The organism is Priestia sp. 3CA3, assembly GCF_056836725.1.
The window spans coordinates 311088-329857 of sequence record NZ_JBXENJ010000004.1 but is presented as its reverse complement, the minus strand read 5'-3'; the positions used below and the strand labels follow the sequence as shown (position 1 = coordinate 329857).

At 37.2% G+C, this 18770-nt stretch carries 16 protein-coding genes and 2 other annotated features; of the genes, 13 read left to right on the top strand and 3 right to left on the bottom strand.

Translation table 11 applies throughout. The features are described from left to right. Positions 1 to 192 precede the first annotated feature (192 nt). From AC1VNJ_RS13545 to thrS, 3 genes are all read left to right on the top strand, one after another. Positions 193 to 651 carry a cell wall hydrolase gene (locus tag AC1VNJ_RS13545; RefSeq protein ID WP_033579000.1) on the top strand — a complete coding sequence of 153 codons (459 nt, stop codon included), beginning with the start codon at positions 193 to 195 and terminating at the stop codon, positions 649 to 651. A gap of 506 nt (positions 652 to 1157) precedes the next feature. Continuing rightward, positions 1158 to 2900 carry a sulfatase family protein gene (locus tag AC1VNJ_RS13540; protein WP_482640901.1) on the top strand — a complete coding sequence of 581 codons (1743 nt, stop codon included), beginning with the start codon at positions 1158 to 1160 and terminating at the stop codon, positions 2898 to 2900. 399 nt (positions 2901 to 3299) lie between these two features. Further along, positions 3300 to 3526 (top strand) — a binding site (T-box leader). A 39-nt stretch (positions 3527 to 3565) separates the two neighbouring features. Next, positions 3566 to 3794 (top strand) — a binding site (T-box leader). Positions 3795 to 3847: 53 nt separating this feature from the next. Beyond that, positions 3848 to 5065 (top strand): threonine--tRNA ligase, encoded by a 1218-nt coding sequence (thrS, locus tag AC1VNJ_RS13535; RefSeq protein WP_098999333.1) that lies wholly within the window; start codon positions 3848 to 3850, stop codon positions 5063 to 5065. A 171-nt stretch (positions 5066 to 5236) separates the two neighbouring features. Here thrS and AC1VNJ_RS13530 read toward each other — a convergent pair whose 3' ends face one another. After that, a complete protein-coding gene (locus AC1VNJ_RS13530) occupies positions 5237 to 5440 on the bottom strand; it encodes a hypothetical protein (RefSeq protein WP_235918749.1) in 204 nt (67 codons plus the stop codon). Positions 5441 to 5827: 387 nt separating this feature from the next. Between AC1VNJ_RS13530 and AC1VNJ_RS13525 the strand changes: the two genes are divergently transcribed. Then, positions 5828 to 7228: an amino acid permease gene (locus tag AC1VNJ_RS13525; RefSeq protein ID WP_048020877.1), complete on the top strand. Its 1401-nt coding sequence runs from the start codon at positions 5828 to 5830 to the stop codon at positions 7226 to 7228. Positions 7229 to 7294: 66 nt separating this feature from the next. Here the strand turns inward: AC1VNJ_RS13525 and AC1VNJ_RS13520 are convergent, their stop codons facing one another. Further along, a complete protein-coding gene (locus tag AC1VNJ_RS13520; protein WP_165636066.1) occupies positions 7295 to 8503 on the bottom strand; it encodes an MFS transporter in 1209 nt (402 codons plus the stop codon). 255 nt (positions 8504 to 8758) lie between these two features. On the opposite strand from AC1VNJ_RS13520, the gene AC1VNJ_RS13515 reads away from it, so the two are divergent. From AC1VNJ_RS13515 to AC1VNJ_RS13480, 8 genes are all read left to right on the top strand, one after another. Next, positions 8759 to 9220: a MarR family winged helix-turn-helix transcriptional regulator gene (locus AC1VNJ_RS13515; protein ID WP_033579007.1), complete on the top strand. Its 462-nt coding sequence runs from the start codon at positions 8759 to 8761 to the stop codon at positions 9218 to 9220. Beyond that, positions 9217 to 11883, top strand: coding sequence for an MMPL family transporter (locus tag AC1VNJ_RS13510; protein ID WP_482640900.1), 2667 nt, complete (start codon positions 9217 to 9219; stop codon positions 11881 to 11883). Before AC1VNJ_RS13515 ends, AC1VNJ_RS13510 begins: the two co-directional genes overlap by 4 nt. Before the next feature lie 236 nt (positions 11884 to 12119). Next, positions 12120 to 12284, top strand: coding sequence for a hypothetical protein (locus AC1VNJ_RS13505; protein WP_186807034.1), 165 nt, complete (start codon positions 12120 to 12122; stop codon positions 12282 to 12284). Positions 12285 to 12484: 200 nt separating this feature from the next. Continuing rightward, positions 12485 to 13504: an STAS domain-containing protein gene (locus AC1VNJ_RS13500; RefSeq protein WP_034266230.1), complete on the top strand. Its 1020-nt coding sequence runs from the start codon at positions 12485 to 12487 to the stop codon at positions 13502 to 13504. A gap of 188 nt (positions 13505 to 13692) precedes the next feature. After that, on the top strand, positions 13693 to 14121 hold the full coding sequence (locus tag AC1VNJ_RS13495) for an SRPBCC family protein (protein ID WP_028413312.1): 429 nt from the start codon (positions 13693 to 13695) through the stop codon (positions 14119 to 14121). After that, positions 14122 to 14457: an ArsR/SmtB family transcription factor gene (locus tag AC1VNJ_RS13490; protein ID WP_034266233.1), complete on the top strand. Its 336-nt coding sequence runs from the start codon at positions 14122 to 14124 to the stop codon at positions 14455 to 14457. It begins immediately after the preceding gene. 184 nt (positions 14458 to 14641) lie between these two features. Next, complete coding sequence (locus AC1VNJ_RS13485; RefSeq protein ID WP_482640899.1) at positions 14642 to 15430, top strand: MBL fold metallo-hydrolase; 789 nt, start codon at positions 14642 to 14644, stop codon at positions 15428 to 15430. Between the two features lie 125 nt (positions 15431 to 15555). Continuing rightward, the gene (locus tag AC1VNJ_RS13480; protein WP_482640898.1) at positions 15556 to 16425 is read left to right on the top strand and encodes a GNAT family N-acetyltransferase; all 870 of its coding nucleotides are present in this window, start codon (positions 15556 to 15558) and stop codon (positions 16423 to 16425) included. Between the two features lie 165 nt (positions 16426 to 16590). Here AC1VNJ_RS13480 and AC1VNJ_RS13475 read toward each other — a convergent pair whose 3' ends face one another. Next, complete coding sequence (locus AC1VNJ_RS13475) at positions 16591 to 17394, bottom strand: alpha/beta fold hydrolase (protein ID WP_230683506.1); 804 nt, start codon at positions 17392 to 17394, stop codon at positions 16591 to 16593. 334 nt (positions 17395 to 17728) lie between these two features. Here AC1VNJ_RS13475 and trhO point away from each other — a divergent pair, with 334 nt between their 5' ends. After that, positions 17729 to 18697, top strand: a complete 969-nt coding sequence (gene trhO, locus AC1VNJ_RS13470) for an oxygen-dependent tRNA uridine(34) hydroxylase TrhO (RefSeq protein WP_033579013.1) — start codon at positions 17729 to 17731, stop codon at positions 18695 to 18697. The last annotated feature ends 73 nt before the right edge of the window (positions 18698 to 18770 follow it).

Below are 18770 nucleotides of genomic sequence, written 5' to 3'. Positions count from 1 at the left end.
AAAGGATAAACTGCAGAGTCGTCTGAAAAAAGCTGCTTTAAAACAGAAAGTTGAACAAATTAAAAAATAGTTAAAAAAATACGAGAATATACAATTTCTTTTGGAACTGGATAATTTTTTGCAATGAAAGACTCCTATATTTCTGCTAGCATATGAACCACGTCAAGAAATAGCAAGGAGGCTTTTATTTTTATGATGAAAAAACTAGTAATTGCTATCGCAATGCTTATCCCGAGTTTTGGTGCAGGTTACTCAGCATTTGCAGCAGCACCCGCTCATGAACAGCACATTCAAGTAAATAAAAATGATAAAGAACTATTAGCTCGTCTTGTATCAGCTGAAGCTAAAGGAGAGCCGTACGCAGGCAAAGTAGCCGTGGCAACAGTTGTATTAAATAGAGTCGACAGCAGCAAATTCCCTGACACTGTAAAAGGCGTTATTTATCAAAAAGGTCAGTACAGCCCAGTCAGCAACGGTCAAATTAATAAACCTGCAGACAAAGGTTCAAAAAAAGCTGTAGAAGAAGCAATTAACTTCCAAGGTCAAGGAAAAGGTTCATTATTCTTCTTTAATCCTGATAAAACGGGAGATCAATGGCTGCGCCAAAAACAAGAAACAATTAAAATAGGGCATCATGTATTTGCAAAATAATAAAAAAGCTAATGGCTAGCTACGTGCTATCATTAGCTTTTTTAGTTATGTACATAGCATAAACAGTAGAACAACCTTTAAAATTAGAATTTTATGGTAAAATAAAAGAAGTCATTCGTAATTAAAAATATGAGGTGATAACTTGAAAGAGAATATGATGTTTGCTTGGATAGCTTCATGGTTAGCTCTTGTTGGTCAGCTCATTTTTTTATGGGAGTAGCGCTTGTTACAGGGGATTGGCGCTACATGATGTGGAGTTTTATGATAAGCATAATTGTAGGTATACCTAGTATAATGGGTACCTATAAACGAAATCAGCAGCTAAAAGCATACAAAAAATAAGGAATATCGTATTGAAACGCGTTATGAAAGACTTAGAGAAATCCTCTAAGTCTTTTTTTGTTTGGGTATAAAAAGACATGAACCTTACTCCGTTCTTCTAAAAAAAGTACTTTTTACATAGTTTATCAATACAGAACATTTGATAAACACGCGGAGGAGTAAACATGAAAGAGCAGCCTAATTTTTTGTTGATTATGGTGGACGAAGAACGATTTCCACCCGTATATGAAAGTAAAGAAGTAAAAAAGTGGCGAAAAAAATATTTAAAAGCACATGAATTTTTAAAACAGCATGGAATGGGGTTTACTCGTCACTACGTCGGTTCTACAGCCTGTTCACCGAGTCGAGCTACATTGTTTACAGGGCAGTACCCTTCCTTGCACGGAGTGACCCAAACGCAAGGTATCGCAAAGAAGTCACAAGATCCTGATATGTTTTGGCTGCAGCCTAATACCGTCCCAACGATGGGAGATTATTTTAAGCAGGCTGGGTATCAAACCTTTTATAAAGGAAAATGGCATATTTCTGATGAGAACATCTTAATTCCAGGAACACATAACGTTTTTTCTAGCTACCAGATGCAAACAGGAATACCGGATCCAGAAAAAGAGCGCCTCTATCAACGGGCTAATAAGCTTGAAAAGTTTGGTTTTTCAGGGTGGATTGGTCCAGAGCCGGAAGGGAGAAACCCGCACAATTCTGGTTCATCTGCGGCCATTGGAGTGAGTGGACGAGACGAAATATATGCAGAGGAAATCATAGAGCTTATTCAACGATTAGAATATCAAAAGACTGCGCAGCCTTGGCTCATAGTAGCTTCGTTTGTGAACCCGCATGACATTGCGCTGTTCGGAGCAATCACCAAACACCTTGCTATGTTTCAGTTTTCTATTGATGAGACAATTCCGAACATCGAGCCGCCACCTACTATTAGAGAATCTTTACAAACGAAGCCTAGCGCTCAAAGCAGCTATAAATACATCTACCCAAAAGCGCTGCAGCCGACGCCAAATTCTAGTTTCTACCGGCGCTTATATTATCAGCTTCAAAAAAATGTTGATAAACAAATTTTGAAAGTCCTTCGGACTATAGAACAATCTTCGTTCTATGACAATACCATTATTATTTTCACGTCGGATCACGGTGATTTGCTTGGGGCTCACGGAGGACTACATCAAAAATGGTACAACATGTATGAAGAGTCGATTCACGTGCCGCTTCTCATTCATAACAAGCATTTGTTTCCTAGTTATCAACGTACAGACTTGCTGACTAGTCATGTTGACTTGATCCCGACAATGCTTAGCTTGGCTAATATCGATGTTTCCGCTGTTCAAAAGCAATTGCAAAAAAGTCATACGGAAGTACATCCATTTGTTGGGCGAGACCTCTCAGGAACGTTGCGAGGAGAAACATCGCTCCATCAAGAAAAAGCACCGATTTTCTTTATGACGGATGATGACCCCACAAAAGGACTTCACCAAACAAATTTTTTAGGAGAAAGCTATCCGTCAGTCGTTCAGCCTAATCACATTCAAGCGGTCATTGTGGAGTTTCAATCAGCCGCAGGAAAGGAAATCTGGAAATACGCTCGATACCATGATAATCCGCAATTTCGGTCAGCACCTAACGAAAAAGATGAAGTCATCCACCGAGAGCAATATGAAAGTTACCCGGTAGATCTTACTAACCTTAAAGAAACATCGGTTCCGGATCAAATTGAAATGTACAATTTGACCAAGGATCCGTTAGAAACAGTAAATTTGGCTTACCCGTATTTTTCAACAAATGAAACAAGGAAAATTCAGCGGCAGCTTGATGTTATTCTTAAAGAACAACTCAGGAAAAAACGGATTTTTCCGCAAAGTGGAAGCATGTACCAGGAGCTTCCGTCTAAAGATAGATAAAAAATAGTTTCGACGAGTTCAAGCCTAATATTGGTGTAAGTAGAAAAAGGTATATTTAATATTTTAGTATATAAATAAAAAAACTGATGATACTTGTGCTATGTTACTTATTCTGATTTGAGCAGTACTGGATTTTAATTCGTTAATAATACTTAGATAAAGCAAATAAGTGCTTGTAATATCTTTCTTTTTTGCCTTTATTTTTACACAATAAAGGCAAAAACAAAATAAAATGCAGGTGTTAATATTATAATAAAAAACTTTTTAAGCCCATATATTCTTAAGTAACTTTTCGGGAATTTAAGCATAAATTAACTCTATAATATTAAAAAATAAAAATTATTTCTTGACTTCTGTAAAATTTATACACTATAATCACTTTTAACAACTAACAAACATTATTTGGCAATGAAAAGGACATGAATTAGGTGCCGTTTTCTTCGCAGAGAATAGGGTCAGCGGCTGGGAGCCCTTAAGAAATCATCTAATTTACCACCTTAGAGCTATTGCAGGGAATGTGCATAACTGAAACTGCAATCGGTAAAACCGTTATCTTTTTTGAGCGTAAAATGCATACAGGTATTTTACGGAATTAGGGTGGTACCACGACCGCATTCGTCCCTTCACTAGGGATGAGTGCGGTTTTTTATGTAGAAAAAATGAATATACAAGCATTGAAAAGGACATGAATCATTTTTGGATTTTCTTTACAGAGAGTAGGGTCACTGGCTGAGAACCCTTAGAAAACGAAATGAATTTACCACCTTGGAGCTGCGGCGGGGAATGTGTATACACTGAAACTGCAACCGGTAAAACCGTTATCTTTTTAAGCGTAAAATACGTATAGGTATTTTACGGAATTAGGGTGGTACCACGGCCGCATTCGTCCCTTTATTAGGGATGAGTGCGGTTTTTTTGTTGAATAAAAACATATTGGAGGAATGAACATGTCAAAACAAATGGAAGCAGAAAAACGAAATCATCAAAAATTAGGTCAAGAACTGGAGCTGTTTATGTCGATGGAAGAAGCTCCTGGTATGCCGTTTTTCTTACCTAACGGAATGATTGTTCGAAATGAGTTAGAAAACTACTGGAAACAAAAGCATTACAAAGCAGGCTATCAAGAGATAAAAACACCCATCATGATGAAACAGGAGCTATGGGAACAATCAGGGCATTGGGAGCACTATCATGAAAATATGTATTTTTCAAATGTTGACAAACAAAACTATGCGATTAAACCGATGAATTGTCCGGGAGCCATTTTATTGTTTAACAGCAAGCGAAGAAGCTACCGAGAACTTCCAGTTCGATACGCGGAGCTCGGGTTAGTTCATCGCCACGAGCTTTCTGGCTCTTTAAACGGATTACTAAGAGTTCGGTCATTCACACAGGACGATGCGCATTTATTCGTAGAACTCAGTCAGATCGAAGCTGAGATTAGCCGCATTCTAGCGTTTATCCATGACTTTTATTCACATTTTGGCTTTGATTACAAAGTGGAGCTATCCACACGTCCTGAAAAATTTATGGGAGATATTGAAACATGGAATCAAGCAGAAAAGTCGCTTCAATCGGTGCTAAATGAAAAAGGCTTAGACTATCAGGTAAATGAAGGAGACGGAGCTTTTTACGGGCCGAAAATCGATTTTCATATTTTAGATTCCCTAGGCCGTAGCTGGCAGTGCGGAACAGTTCAGCTTGATTTCTTAATGCCAGAGAAGTTTGACTGTATGTATATTGGAGAAGACAATAAACCGCACCGTCCCGTAATGATTCACCGCGCTATATACGGTTCCGTTGAACGTTTTATGGCCATCTTGATTGAACATTATGAAGGTCAATTTCCTCTTTGGTTAGCTCCAGTTCAATTTAAGCTTTTGCCTATTGCACCGCCGCATGTGGAATATGCGTACAAGGTGAAACACGAGCTGGAGTCACAAGGGTATCGTGTTGAAGTGGATGATCGTATTGAAAAAATAGGTCTGAAAATTAGAGAAGCCGAAATGCTCAAAGTTCCTTATATGGCCGTAATAGGAGATAAAGAAGTAGAAAATAAATCGCTTGCTATGCGAAAGCACGGGAAGAAAAACATTGGAACAGTAAGTGTTGAAGAGGCAGCTGTACACTTGAATAAAGAAATGGATTCAAACAGAGTTTATTGAGGCCATTTACCTTGCTAAATAGAAAAATCCGATTTTTTAAGTCGGATAGTGATTCCCTTCATCTTGTCTTACACCAAAATGAAGGGAATATTGAACTAGAAGGGTATAAGATATTATATATCGGCAGTATAACTTTTGCCTTAGACAAACGCCGGTATTTTGTGAAAAAAATTATCTTATCCCATTCGAATCGTTTGCATTTGATGGAGCTGAATCTCCATTTGACAATTTGTTCATAGGTTGCTGACCTCGCTTCTTTTTAGAAGGAGAATAAAAAAGAAATTTAAACATAAAGTACACTCCTAATGCTAGTAAAATACAGCCAATAAGTAAGTTAAGCATCTCTCTCCGCCCTTCATACGCTTCAGTTTTCATCATTATAACACCCGTTAAGGTAAAACATTCATCGTTCTGTAAATAATCCCTATGTCAGGAATTTATATTTGAAGATAGGTAGCGAAAAAAACTATCTGGAAATAAATCGATTTATTTTTTAGAATATTAATTTTATTCAAACTTATTATACATAATCACAACGATGATTTCTTTATTTAGTTGATAAAGCCAAAATAGAGAGATTAAGAAATCGCTTACAAAAACTCTTGAAATATATATAATGATATTAGTATACTAATAGACAAGTTAGTAATTATTTCTATATAATTACTTCTGTATCTGAAGTAAAAACGCGTAGTCAAATAGGAAAAGACGTCATTTTTAAGTTTTTTAATGGATGAGTGGCAACAGAGAGGAGAGAGTGCAATGGGAAAACTATTTAAAAAGAAGTCAATCGAGCAATTATTAGAACAAAGTCAAAACAAATCTCTAGTCAAAACATTAGGGGCATTCGATTTGACTCTTCTTGGTATTGGAGCCGTAATAGGAACGGGGGTTTTAGTGTTAACAGGCTTAGTAGCTGCTAACGATGCGGGGCCAGCCGTTATTTTTTCTTTTATACTGGCTTCTATTGTATGCGGTTTTGCAGCGCTGTGCTATGCGGAATTTGCTTCAACTATACCTGTATCTGGGAGCGTTTACACCTATACATATGCAACCATCGGCGAAGTGGTAGCACACTTAATGGGATGGACATTGCTTTCCGTCTATTTATTAACGATGTCAGCAGTAGCAAATGGATGGTCTTCTTATTTTAATAATTTTTTAGAAGGCTTTGGTTTTTCACTCCCAAAAGAATTGATTACGATCCCTGCAAATGGAGGCCTGGTGAACCTTCCTGCTATTTGTATTACCCTTCTTATTACATGGCTGCTTTCAAGGGGAACTAAAGAAAGTAAAAAAGTGAATAATTTTATGGTACTTGTTAAATTATTTATTATCCTTCTCTTTATTATTGTAGGGGCTTTTTATGTGAAGCCGTCTAATTGGACTCCTTTTATGCCTTATGGAATTGAAGGGGTTGTGACAGGGGGAGCGGCCGTATTTTTTGCTTTCTTAGGTTTTGATGCTTTATCTACATCAGCAGAAGAAGTAAAGAACCCGCAGCGCAATTTGCCAATTGGAATTATTAGTTCACTCGTGATCTGCACGATTATTTATGTAGCGGTATGCCTTGTTATGACAGGGGTTGTTTCTTACAAGGAACTGAATGTTCCAGAAGCAATGGCCTATGTTCTTCATTCAGTAGGACAAAATGCAGTGGCAGGAGTTATTGCTGCAGGAGCTGTCATTGGAATTATGGCTGTTATTTTCGCCTACATTTATGCAGCAACACGAATTTTATTCTCAATGAGCCGCGACGGCTTGCTACCAAAAGCATTTGCTAAAACAAATGAGAAAACGGGAGTTCCGACTCTCTCCACTTGGCTAGTAGGAATTATCGGAGCGTTAATTTCAGGATTTATCGATTTAAAAGAACTTGCGAATTTAGCAAATATCGGAGCCCTTTTAACTTTCGGTATGGTGGGCGTCAGCATTATCATCTTACGCAAAACGCACCCAACTTTAAAACGTGGATTTACAATGCCGTTTGTCCCGGTTTTACCAATTTTATCTGTATTATCTTGTTTATTTTTAATGATTAATCTTCCTAAAACAACATGGCTATATTTTAGCATATGGATTGTGCTTGGTATATTTGTGTATATAGGTTATTCTCGTAAACACAGTCGATTAACAAGTAAAGAAATGAAAAAAGCGAGTTAGAAGCAAAAAAAGAGCCTTTCATCCAAGAAAGGCTCTTTTTTTGCTTTTTGTTCAGTTGTTAGACAGTTAGGACGATTGTTCACTATGTTTTTTGCGTGTTTCCACAATAAACAGACAAGTGCTAATAACAAAAGCCGTTCCTACAAAAATGGCGCCAACCCAAGGAAGTGAAGTAAGTCCCATATGGTTAATAATTACGCCTCCGAAAAAGGCGCCAAAAGCATTTCCTAAGTTAGCAAATGAGTGATTCGAAGTAGAAGCTAAAGCAGGTGCTTCCTGTGCTAAGTTCATAATTTTCACTTGAATACCAGGCATTACAGCAAATGCTGCTGCTCCCCAGAAAAACAGCGTGATAATCGCTGCTGCTGGGCTTTTGACAGTAAACGTAAAAATAGTCAGCACAATACAAAGAAAAGCAAAGATACCTACAACCGAAGGCATTAACTTCCAATCTGCAAGCTTTCCTCCAACAACATTTCCAAGCGTAACGCCGCATCCGTACAATACAAGTATCCACGTAACGCTGTGTTCACTTACTCCCGTAACGTCTTCAAGAAGCGGTGTAATGTACGTAAATACAGTAAATAAACTACCGCACCCTATTGCACTTAAAAGAAGCATCACAAGAAGTTTTGGTTGGCTAAAAGCAGCAAACTGCTGTTTTAGACCCGTTAATTTTTCTTGACCAAGCTTTGGGATAAACAGAATAATACCGATAAATGCAATGATTCCCATAATGGTAATAGCCCCAAACGAAGCTCTCCAACCTAAGTGTTGGCCAATAAATGTTCCTACAGGAACGCCGATGATATTTGCAATGGTTAAACCTGCCATCATCGTTGCAACAGCACTTGCTCGCTTATGCGGTTGTACGAGCCGTGAAGCAATAACAGCGCCTACTCCAAAGAAAGTACCGTGACATAACGCCGTAACTAAACGAGCTCCCATCAAAATTCCATAGTTAGGTGCAATAATAGCAATCGCATTTCCGAGAATAAATAAAAGCATGAGTAAACAAAGCAGAAGCTTTTGAGGAAGTCGATGAGTGAAAATGGTTAAAATTGGCGCGCCAATCGCTACTCCTAAAGCATAGCTCGTAATTAGCTGACCAGCAGTCGAAATGCTAACATGAAGGTCTTCTGCAACGTTAGGCAGTATCCCCATAATAACGAATTCCGTCATTCCAATAGCAAAAGCTCCAAGAGTCAACGAGATAAGAGCAATTGGAAAGGAATCCTTCTTACTGACCTGCTCATTAGTATGCATTGTATTCATGTGTGATCACCCTTTCTGTGTATAAAATTTATATCTCCTTGAAAAGAAGTCAATTACTAATAATACTTAAGTGATTGAGCTTTGACAACCAAAAAAACTGATGTAAGCGGTATCTTTTGGGATTCCGTTTATCTGTATCATATATGAAGACAGTCAGACATAAATTTATTGACAGAATAAAGTTTAGTCCTATAAACTATTTTTAAAGTTGAATAGTTTATACCTATAAACTAAATGAGCAAAGGAGGGAAAGAAGTGACGAAAAGCAAGTTATATCAAGCTGTAGAACTTTTTGAAGAAGTGCTGTTTGTAGGAACCGAAGTCATTCACAGAGAGCTGAGCCATAACCTCTTCGAACATGTCTCAAGGCAGCAGTTTGATTTGTTAAATAGTTTGATGATTAAAGGCCCATCTTCACCTGGCAGTCTCGCTGTCTTGCAAGGTGTTCATAAAAGTGCCATTTCGAATCGAATTAAAAAACTGCTCGAAAAAGGGCTTGTGGAGTGGGACACTAATGAACTAGAGAGCGATAAACGTTCTAAGCTTATTAAGATTACGGCTGAAGGAGAAAAGGTAATACATGACGGAAATGCCGCGTGTTTTAGTATCATTGAGAATTTGTTTGATGATGTAGAAGAAGAAAAAATAGATACATTCATTGAAATTCTTACAATGGCAAAAGAAAAGTTAACTATAAAAGGGGAAAGCAAAAAATGAAATTTATTGTGAAATTTAAATGGGTGATTGCGGCCTTTATTTTAGCTTTAACGGTCATATTGATGCTAACGGCACCCAATTTAACAAAGCTCGCAAGTGAAAAAGGACAGTCTCAGCTTCCTGATGATGCCGTTTCATCTAGGGCCAGCCAAATTCTCAAAAATGCCGGGGAAGACAGTAACACCATCAGCATGGTGATCAAGCTAGATAACGCATTAGATAAAGATAGTGAGAAACAAATACAGAAAATCATTGATAAGACAGAGAAAATTAAAGGTGTAAAAGATGTTACAACGCCTTTAACAGATGATCAAGATGTTCGTAACCAATTAATGTCTAAAGACAAAAAAACCGTTTTAGTTCCGGTTACTGTCAGTGGATCGGATGAAAAAGTTGAAAAAATAGCGAATCAGATTTATGACAGCGTGCCAAAAGACGTTACGGCATATGTAACAGGTGCATCTCTTATTAATCAGGATTTTGCACACAGTTCAGAAGAAGGGTTAAAGAAAACCGAGTTTATTACTATCTTCTTGATTTTAGGTTTGCTTCTACTCGTTTTCCGTTCAGTCGTGACGCCGTTTATTCCTATTTTAATTGTGGGAATCACATACTTAATCAGTCAATCGTTACTAGGTATTTTAGTTAAAAATGTCGATTTTCCAATCTCAACGTTCACGCAAACGTTCTTAGTAGCTATTTTGTTTGGAATAGGTACGGATTACTGCATTCTTTTACTTAACCGTTTCCGTGAAGAATTGGCTAACGGACATGATAAAGTAGAAGCCACGATCACGGCTTACCGTACAGCAGGAAGAACGTTATTCATCAGCGGAATTGCCGTATTTATTGGTTTTGCAGCCATCGGATTTGCCAAGTTTGCTATTTTCCAATCGGCCGTTGGCGTAGCAGTGGGAGTTGGTGTGCTGCTAGTGATTTTATTTACCTTGCTGCCACTTTTTATGGTTACGCTTGGAGAAAAATTATTTTGGCCGTCTAAAAAAGTGGCTTCTCATAGCGATAATAAGCTGTGGGGGTTTTTAGGAAGAAAGGCAGTAGCGCGACCGTTCGTATTTTTAGTCATTACAGCGATTATTACCGTGCCTTTTATTGTAACGTATGACTCAAAAGTATCGTTTGATTCTACTGCTGAAATAAGCAGTGATTATAAATCTATAAAAGGACTAAATGCTATCAGTGACGCACTGGGAGAAGGAAAAGCATTTCCTGTCAATGTTATTATTAAAGGAGATAAAGAGTTAACAAAGGCGGATATTATTCCGTATTTAGGAAATATAAGCAAAGCAATTGAAAAAGTGAATCACGTGGATTCTGTTATGACGATCACACAGCCTACCGGAGAAAAGATTGATGATTTATATGTTAATTCACAGCTGGGCTCTGTATCAGACGGAATCAAAGATGCTGTTAAAGGAATCGGAGATGTACAAAAAGGATTAAGTGATATTGAAAAAGGGCTAAATCAAATAGCTGACCAAACGGGTTCTGCTTCTAAAGAATCTGGCGGGTCACTTGCACCTGCCGCAGACGGATTAGCTCAAGTTAATCAACAGCTGCAGCTTGTCAGCACTCAGCTCTCTACAACAGGAAATGTGCAGCAAGCGGTTCCTCAGCTTGCAGCACTCAGCAAACAGCTTACTACCATTCAAACCGGTCTTCAACAAGCAAATGAGAATCTTTCAGCTCAGCAAGGCCAAGTCGGAACCCTATCAGACAGTATCAATCAATTAGCAGAAGGTGTTGACAGTGCAAATGATGGGCTAACGAAAATCTCAGATGGCTTAACAAAAGCAACAGGTATGCTTGATAACATGAGTGACAGCTCAACAGTGAGAGATACGGGTATTTATCTTCCAACAGAAGTGATGAAAGATAAAGGGTTTAAACAATCCATCGACAACTATTCTTTTGCAGATGGAAAAGGAGTTAAGCTCAGCGTAGTGCTCGATCAAAATCCATATTCTGAAGAAGCCATTTCAACCGTAAAAAATATTGAAAAAGCGGTGGCAAGCGAAGTCGTTGATACGCCGTTTGAGCATACAGAAATTGTGTATGGAGGGGTATCGAGCTCAAATGCGGATTTAAAAGATTTATCTACAACGGATCTTTCACGCACAATGGTTATTATGATGATTGGATTGTTTATTGTTTTGACCATTTTATTCCGTTCAATGATCATGCCTGTATACATGATTGCTTCACTGTTGCTTACGTATTATACAGCAATGGGAATCTCAGAGCTTCTATTCGTGGATATAATGGGGAATGACGGAATCAGCTGGGCCGTGCCATTCTTTAGTTTTGTTATTTTAGTTGCTCTTGGAATTGACTATTCTATTTTCTTGTTAGACCGTTTTAACGAAGAAGTGAAAAGCGGCGTAGCAGAAGGCATGGTTACGTCTATGAGTAAGATGGGGTCGGTTATTATTACTGCCGCTATTATCCTAGCCGGAACGTTTGGGGCTATGATGCCATCAGGTGTATTAACGCTTGTTCATGTAGCAACAGTTGTTATCATCGGTCTTTTACTTTATGGTCTTGTTATTCTTCCGCTTCTTATGCCAGCGATTGTCGTGACGCTTGGAGAAGGAAACTGGTGGCCGTTTCTTCGAAAAAAAGAAAAATACAAAGTAGAAGGATAACTTATATATGCTGGATTTTATCACCAATCAGATATAACGTTAAGCATTAGATAGAGTAAAAATGAAGGATAGATGAGCGTCATGAGACTGCTTTATCTATCCTTTTTTTGTGCTATTAGAAAACTTGAGCATGATTAAAAGTAAACTTAAGCAGGCGCTGTGATAAATATACCGGGTCGAATAAAAGGCTTCCTACTAGGAAAACCTATAGTCAAAAACATGCGGAGGTCTTTTTAATGAAATTTGTAAATCTTTTAGCTAATCAGCGAGAAAAACGACGCGAACAAATGCGTGAAGCAGGCACATGTCCAGACTGCTTAGGAAAACGTTTTTACCATGTTGGGCTTTATTTTGTGCACGTTTATGAATGTCCGAGCTGTCAGGGGAATGAGGAAAACTAAATAATTCAGCCGAAAAGCTTCTTCATAAAATAGAAGCTTTTTTTATTTCACCACTATTACAAGCTCAGTAGGTTGAAAAGAATTGTTCCTTTAGAGCTAATAATGATAAGATTAAAAAAAGCAGCATCCAAGGTAATTCATACTCACTTTTACGTAAAAACCACTATAGTAGAGAGACTATATAAAAAGGAGATTCCGGCATGGGTGAAAAAAAGAATATTGATATAGGTGGTCTTAGTTTTGCTTGGGATTTAGAAAAAGGAAAATTTAGCTTTGAAGGAGAAGATGCGATTCTTTTTTGGATTTCTTCGGCGATGAAAACATTGTTTGACACAATCGAAGAAATATCTGGAGAAGAGGCAGCTTCGGTAGTACTGGAAACTACTGGTTTTCGACAAGGATTAGTAGTAGGAGAGTACTTTCAAAACATGAAGGGCGTAACGGTTTTTGAAGCGGCTGAGTTAATTACAAATACATACGCTTCGGCTGGATGGGGAAAAACTACTATAAAATATTTAGATCCTGAAAGTAAAACTCTATCTGCTGAATTAAAAGACAGTTGGGAACATAAAATTAACGTGGCCCAAAAGAAAACAAAGGGAGGAAATTTTCTTCCGGCCCATTACGCAGGGATTTTCACAGGACTATTCGGAACAAACATTTGGTACAAGGTGATTCAACATCAAATAGAAGGGCATGAATGCACCACAGTAGAATACTTCCCTTCCAACATTGATATCACTCAAAATATTCATCAATTAGCGAGAAGAAAAGAAGCGCAGAAAATAGAACATTTGCAAAACATTGTAGCAGAAAAAACGGCAGAGTTAAAAGATCTTATTAAAAAGCTTTCTTCTCCTATTATTCCGGTTTTGGAAGGCATAGTCGTCGTTCCTTTGATTGGCAAGTACGACGAGGATCGAACGGAAGATTTGATTGTCAATACATTAAATAACCTCCCAAAACATCAGGCTAATTATCTTGTGCTGGATTTAACCGGATTGGATAAAGAACTTACTGAATATACGGCAAGTCTTATTGAAAAATTAGGTGCAGCAGCGTCCCTGATTGGTACGAAAACAATTTTAGTAGGAATTTCTGCTGACTTAGGCTTAGTTATATCAAAGACTCATATTGATTTATCAAAATATGATTGTTTTCAAACATTGCAGCACGGTATTCACTATGCATTGGCACAAAGCGGACGAAGCATCGTTTAAAAGATATATTTGAAATATAACAAAATGCACTCATTCAACATTATAACAAATTTCTTTATCAAAGAACGGAGATGTATTGAAGGATTTCATTTTTCGAAAGAAGAATTGACATGAAACCAAAAGGTGTTATATTATTTTTATATAAAACCTTTTGGTGTTATTTTCGGAAAAGGAGAATGAAGACAACGATGAATGATAAAAGTGTAGTAGAAGATGTAAAACAGACGATAATATTTAACGCGCCGATTCAAAAAGTTTGGGATAAAGTAGCAACCGCAGAAGGGCTCCAACAATGGTTCATGCCTAATGATTTTCAGCCTCTGGTAGGATATGAATTTCATTTGCAATCGCCTTTTGGACCATCTCCGTGTAAAGTATTAGAAATAGATGCACCAAACTATCTTTCTTTCTCTTGGGATACGGATGGATGGGTCGTTTCGTTTACCTTAAAAGAAATGGGTAATCAAACTGAATTTACGCTTATTCATAGCGGCTGGAAAGAAGCTGAAACACTTCTTGAAAAAGCAAACGAAAAGAGTTCAGTGGTACGAGATAGAATGAGCTACGGGTGGACTAGTCTCGTGAATGAAAAACTTCGAAAGGTTGTTGAAAACTAAATGACTTCATCAGCTGCCAAGCATGATATCTTTCAAGCCATTGCTGATCCTACTCGAAGAAAAGTACTTGAGCTGCTTTCTGAAAAAGAATTGCCTATTTCAGAAATAACGTCCCATTTTTCAATAAGCCGTACCGCTGTTGTCAAGCATCTTCATATACTTTCAGAAGCAGACCTAGTCCATGGACAAAAAAAAGGCAGAGAAAAAGTGTATCATCTTCAGCCAGAGCCTTTGAAAGAGATAAAAGATTGGCTTTCTTACTACGAACAATTTTGGACAAACAAATTATCTATTCTTCAGCATATTGTTGAAAGAGACGAAGAAAGAAAGCAATAGAAAAAGCATAAAAACGTTTTTTATAAGGAATATAGCAAAGCCAGTCGTTAAAAAGACTGGCTGTTTTACATAAAAGCTGGTTTTATTCTAGAAGGACAAATAAAAGAAAGATGCAGAACACCATAGGGCATTTCTTAAAATAAAAAGATAGACCTTTAGAAGAAAAAAAGGGGGAAACAGAGCAATGAACAAGCTTTTATTTTATGGGACGAGCGATGCTCAAGGAGTGCCTCGATTATTATGTGACTGTAAAGTATGCGCGCAAAAAGATCCATTAAATCAGCGCACAAGACCTAGTGCACAGTTCACACTGGACGGTAATGTGTGTTTGATTGATGTATCACCTGATTTTAAACATCAATTTCATTTATACAATAACAAAAAAATCCCTTCTACCGTGTTTATTACTCATCCTCACAATGATCATGTTGCTGGTTTAGGGGATTTAGCCGACTTATGCTACTGGAATAATGTAAGTACAGAAGTCGTAGGAGCGCCTGAAGTCATCAATGAGTTAATCAAAAGATTTCCTTATCTCGCAAAAAGAAAAGGGCTTAACTTTAATGGCACGTTAAAGTGGGAAAGCGGAGAAACGGCCATTACGTTTCATAAAGTAAATCACGGATTTAACGGTTATTCCTACGGTATTGTGGTTCATCAAAAACAAGGCGAACGCTGGGCGTATGTATCCGATTCTTTTAATGTGACAAATGAACAGTGGAAGCCTTTTTACCACTTAGATTTACTGATATTCGGTACATCTTTCTGGAAAGAATATCTTCAAAAAGAAAAAAGATCCGTATATGATGTGACAGAGGCAATGGAGATTAAAGTGAAGCTACAGGCAAAAAACATGGTGTTTACTCATTTATCACATGATATCGATATCAGAAAGCACGCTGAGATGCTTTTAGATAAAAACGTAAGCTTTGCCTATGACGGACGCGAGATTTCATTACCTTATTTGTGTTGAGATTAATTAATATCATATAGAATAATAATTTCAAACTAGGAAGGTAAAAGGGGTTAATAAGCAGGGATAGCTTGAAGTAGGAACGAACACGACACTAAATTGGAGTTAAAGAAGGGGATAGTGTTATGGATGCTATTATAGAAAAAGCAAATAACCTCGGTGAATTATCTCGATTTCTATCAGAAACAAATAGTCAGAAAACATTACATATTGGTTATTGTGGTGAAAAAGAAGAAGAAATCTACCAGACATTAAAAGAAGCTTTTATTAGTGACGAGGGCGATATTAAATTTTTAATCGCTAGAAATGGGACAGGAGAAATTTTAGCGGCTATTGGATTTGATATCGAAGAAACGGTAGCAGAAGTGTGGGGACCTTTTAATAAAACATCTTCTATTGATTTGCAATCTCAATTATGGAAACAGTTAGTTAATGAAAATCCTTTGATTCAAAAATTTCATTTTTTTATCAATGAAGAAAATGAGCTGCAACAAGTATTTATGAATGAAATAAAAGCAAAAAAGACTGGTGAACACTTGATCTTAGAAATTAAAGAACAAAATTTTGATAAAGTTATTGAAATGAAAAGCGAGCCATTTAAACATAGTGATTTTCAAGCATTTGAAATGCTGCATAACGCAATGTTTCAAAATACTTATTATGATGGAAAAACAATTATTGAGAGACTTAACGATAGAAATATGTTAAAGATACTTAAAAATATGTCTAATGAGTTGCAAGGCTATGCGTACTTTGAAGTCGATACTGAAATGCGAGAGGCTTCATTGGAGTATATCAGTGTTTCAAAGAATGCTCAGAGTCAAGGTCTAGGAACGAGGTTGTTAAAGGAAGTTTTAACAGAGATGTTTTCATTTCCACAAATTAATGAAATTAAACTAACCGTTGATAGAGCAAATAGTCAAGCAAATCGAGTATATATGAAAGTTGGTTTTGAACCAAAAGATATTCTTATAAGTTATCGCCTCAAACTGTAAAAGAGTTAAGTTCAATGAGGGCGGAGAACATTAAGTGTAAAAGCGCTCGGATTTTTTTCGAGCGCTTTTACTTACCATTTATATTGCTGATTTGTAGTTCTAACTTACGCTTCTTTCTATCAACCGAATCCGTTAGAAACAAGGCAATTCTTTTTTTGTTGTAAATTAGATACGCTCGATAAAATCACTCACAACTTTGTTAAACCGATCGCTTTCTTCGAGAAAAGGGCAGTGGCAGCTGTTCTCAAAAACTTCAAGTACAGAACCTGAAACCAGCTTTTGAATATGCCTTCCAGCCGCTACAGGAATGAGTTTTTCTTCTTTTCCAAAGCACAGTAAAGTAGGAATTGTAATAAACGGGAGGAATTCTCGATAGTCCACAATGGATTGATCAAACAAAATAGCACTAGCTATCGACTCGGGCATTTTCGTTACTTCTTTCATAATCCAATGTTTATCTTTTTCAGTTAATTCATCCTTAAACATAAGCGGAATAAAACTTTCTAATGTACTTGTTCGATCAAGCTGAATACCTTGCATAAGCGAAATAAGGGCAGGTAAATCAAATGCACCGATTGGAAAGTCTGACCATTTGAAGTCTGAAGCCATTTCATCTACAATAATATTCCCTTTTACATTTTCTTCACCAAATTGTTTCAAATATTCCCACACAACAAAAGCACCCATCGACCAGCCTACTAATATGACGTCTTTTAATCGATTATTATTTATAAACTCATGCACATCGCGAGCATAAGTGGAAATTGTGTGACCATATGGAGTATGACTTGAATTTCCATGTCCTCTTAAATCCAAAAGAATAGTTTGATACTGTTTCGAAAAAAAAGAAAGCTGGTTGTGAAAAAAACGACTGCTCATCCAAACTCCATGAATGAAAATAATAGGTGTTCCTTCCCCTTGTTGTTCATAGTATAAAGTTGCACCGTCTTTTAATGTATAAAAAGGCATCATTTCCACCTCCAATCTCAAAGGTTCATATCTCATCATGTATGCGCAGAAAAGCTCAGGTAGAACGTATCTCCGCAAGAAAATGTTCATAAAAAAACAAATCCTAGAAGTGTTCGCCTTGATATGTTATACTATTACAGGCTTAAATACTGTATGTTTTTGAAACAATCATTCACTGTAATACTTTTTAGATAGAAGCATCCTCATAAAAAGGATGTTGTTTTTGTCGTAATGTACCTTTAAGTAATGAATTGTTACCATCAATTCGGTTCACAATAACCGACCTACATGCATTATATCTTGCAAATATAAACAGATAGGTGGAAGAAGCAACATGACTGAAAGAAAACCATATCAAGTACTACTATATTATTTGTACACTCCAATTGAAAATCCTGAAGAGTTCACAGCTCAGCACTTGGCATTTTGTAAAGAGCTTGAACTAAAAGGACGCATTTTAATTGCGGCTGAAGGGATCAATGGAACAGTATCAGGAACAGTTGAACAAACAGATAAATACATGGAAACGATGAAAAATGATCCTCGTTTTGAAGGTATTGTATTTAAAATAGACGAAGCAGATGAACATGCGTTCAAAAAAATGCACGTGCGTCACCGCAAAGAATTAGTAACTCTTCGATTAGAAGAAGATGTGAATCCTCTTCGCGTAACGGGTAATTACTTAAGCCCAAAAGAATTTTATCAAGCGATGCAAGATGAAAATACGGTCGTAATCGATGCACGAAACGATTATGAATACGATCTAGGCCACTTCCGAGGAGCTGTTCGTCCGGATATTCAAAACTTCCGTGAGCTTCCTGAATGGATTCGCGACAACAAAGATCAGTTTGAAGATAAAAAAATCTTAACGTACTGCACAGGCGGTATTCGCTGTGAAAAATTCTCTGGATGGCTTCTTGAAGAAGGTTTTGAAGATGTAAGCCAGCTTCACGGAGGTATTGTAACATACGGAAAAGATCCAGAAGTACAAGGTGAACTATGGGATGGTCAGTGCTATGTATTTGATGAGCGCATCAGCGTACCAGTTAACCAAAAAGAGCATGTGATCGTCGGGAAGGATCACTTTACCGGCGAGCCTTGCGAACGTTATGTTAACTGCTCAAACCCAGAATGCAATAAGAAAATCTTAGCTTCTGAAGAAAACGAACACAAATATTTACGCGCTTGTTCACATGAATGCCGAGTAAGTCCCCGTAACCGCTATGTAAAAGAACATGGTTTAACAGAAGAAGAATTTGCAGCACGTGTTAAAGAGTTAGAAAACGAACACGTAACTTTATAATAAAAAAACAGCACGCTATATACAGCGTGCTGTTTTTTTATGAAAAGATTCTCTTGTAACCTAGTGTTTAGAG

Excerpts from the sequence above, each read along its gene's own strand:
- AC1VNJ_RS13520 (WP_165636066.1), bottom strand. The coding sequence starts at position 8,503 with ATGAATACAATGCATACTAATGAGCAGGTCAGTAAGAAGGATTCCTTT.
- AC1VNJ_RS13495 (WP_028413312.1), top strand. The coding sequence starts at position 13,693 with ATGAATGATAAAAGTGTAGTAGAAGATGTAAAACAGACGATAATATTT.
- AC1VNJ_RS13525 (WP_048020877.1), top strand. The coding sequence starts at position 5,828 with ATGGGAAAACTATTTAAAAAGAAGTCAATCGAGCAATTATTAGAACAA.
- AC1VNJ_RS13475 (WP_230683506.1), bottom strand. The coding sequence starts at position 17,394 with ATGCCTTTTTATACATTAAAAGACGGTGCAACTTTATACTATGAACAA.
- AC1VNJ_RS13540 (WP_482640901.1), top strand. The coding sequence starts at position 1,158 with ATGAAAGAGCAGCCTAATTTTTTGTTGATTATGGTGGACGAAGAACGA.
- AC1VNJ_RS13510 (WP_482640900.1), top strand. The coding sequence starts at position 9,217 with ATGAAATTTATTGTGAAATTTAAATGGGTGATTGCGGCCTTTATTTTA.
- AC1VNJ_RS13505 (WP_186807034.1), top strand. The coding sequence starts at position 12,120 with ATGAAATTTGTAAATCTTTTAGCTAATCAGCGAGAAAAACGACGCGAA.
- thrS (WP_098999333.1), top strand. The coding sequence starts at position 3,848 with ATGTCAAAACAAATGGAAGCAGAAAAACGAAATCATCAAAAATTAGGT.
- AC1VNJ_RS13545 (WP_033579000.1), top strand. The coding sequence starts at position 193 with ATGATGAAAAAACTAGTAATTGCTATCGCAATGCTTATCCCGAGTTTT.
- AC1VNJ_RS13485 (WP_482640899.1), top strand. The coding sequence starts at position 14,642 with ATGAACAAGCTTTTATTTTATGGGACGAGCGATGCTCAAGGAGTGCCT.
- AC1VNJ_RS13490 (WP_034266233.1), top strand. The coding sequence starts at position 14,122 with ATGACTTCATCAGCTGCCAAGCATGATATCTTTCAAGCCATTGCTGAT.
- AC1VNJ_RS13480 (WP_482640898.1), top strand. The coding sequence starts at position 15,556 with ATGGATGCTATTATAGAAAAAGCAAATAACCTCGGTGAATTATCTCGA.
- trhO (WP_033579013.1), top strand. The coding sequence starts at position 17,729 with ATGACTGAAAGAAAACCATATCAAGTACTACTATATTATTTGTACACT.
- AC1VNJ_RS13500 (WP_034266230.1), top strand. The coding sequence starts at position 12,485 with ATGGGTGAAAAAAAGAATATTGATATAGGTGGTCTTAGTTTTGCTTGG.
- AC1VNJ_RS13530 (WP_235918749.1), bottom strand. The coding sequence starts at position 5,440 with ATGAAAACTGAAGCGTATGAAGGGCGGAGAGAGATGCTTAACTTACTT.